The sequence below is a fragment of the Roseateles sp. P5_B10 genome, assembly GCF_056400485.1.
The window spans coordinates 1-1,191 of record NZ_JBFULE010001189.1 but is presented as its reverse complement, the minus strand read 5'-3'; the positions used below and the strand labels follow the sequence as shown (position 1 = coordinate 1,191).

The 1,191-nt window shown below is 65.4% G+C and carries 2 protein-coding genes; both read left to right on the top strand.

Translation table 11 applies throughout. From position 1 onward, the window contains the following. The coding region (locus tag AC1DU6_RS31980) for a branched-chain amino acid ABC transporter permease (RefSeq protein WP_477862228.1) at positions 1-872 on the top strand (872 nt) is incomplete at its 5' end. A gap of 27 nt (positions 873-899) precedes the next feature. Beyond that, a partial coding sequence (locus tag AC1DU6_RS31975; protein WP_477862226.1) for an ABC transporter substrate-binding protein occupies positions 900-1,191 on the top strand: 292 nt, incomplete at its 3' end.

The window sequence follows — 1,191 nt, the reverse complement described above, 5'->3', positions numbered from 1 at the left end:
GCCTTAACGTGCTGGTCGGCTACTGCGGCCAGATCTCGCTGGGCTCGGGCGCCTTCATGGCCGTGGGCGCCTATGTGGCCTACAACTGCCAGGCGCGTTTCGAGGGCATGCCGCTGATCGTGTCGCTGCTGGTCGGCGGTCTGGGTGCCACGGTGCTGGGCGTGGCCTTTGGCTTGCCGTCGCTGCGTATCAAGGGGCTCTACCTCGCAGTAGCGACCTTGGCGGCGCAGTTCTTTGTCGACTGGGCCTGCCTGCGCCTGCCCTGGGTCACCAACGGTTCTTCCTCAGGGTCGGTCAGTGTGGCGGGGCTGAGCCTCTTCGGCTTCAGCGTCGAGTCGCCGGCATCGCGCTACTTGCTGTGCCTGGCCTTCGTCGTCGTCTTCTCGCTGGCAACCAAGAACCTCGTGCGCGGCCACATCGGCCGGTCGTGGATGGCCATGCGCGACATGGATGTGGCGGCCGCCGTCATCGGCATCCGCCCCATGCAGGCCAAGCTCAGCGCCTTTGCCGTCAGCAGCTTCATCATCGGCGTGGCCGGTGCGCTGTGGGGCTTCGTGCACCTGGGTTCGTGGGAGCCGGCCGCCTTCGGCATCAACCGCAGCTTCGACCTGCTCTTCATGGTCATCATCGGCGGCCTGGGTTCGATCTCGGGCGCCTTCTTCGGCGCGGCCTTCATCGTCGTGCTGCCGCTGATCCTGGACAAGCTGCCCTACTGGACCGGCCTGCCGATCGACACCGCCACCGCCTCGCACCTCGCGCTGATGATCTTCGGCGCCCTCATCGTGTTCTTCCTGATCAAGGAACCACACGGCCTCGCGCGACTCTGGGCGACCGCCAAGGAAAAGCTCAGACTCTGGCCCTTCCCGCATTGATACCCACAACGACAAGGAGACAGCCCCATGAAGACTCTCATCACCTGCGCGGCCCTGGCCGCCCTGCAACTCTTCGCGGCCCCCGCGGCTATGGCGCAAGCCAAGGAGCAGTTCTTCCCGTTGCTGGTGTATCGCACGGGCCCTTACTCACCCAATGGCACGCCCTGGGCCAATGGCAAGCAGGACTACATCAAGCTCATCAACGCCCGCGATGGCGGCGTCAACGGCGTGAAGCTCACGTTCGAGGAGTGCGAGACCGGCTATGCCACCGACAAGGGCGTGGAGTGCTATGAGCGCTTGAAGGGCAAGGGCGCGACGC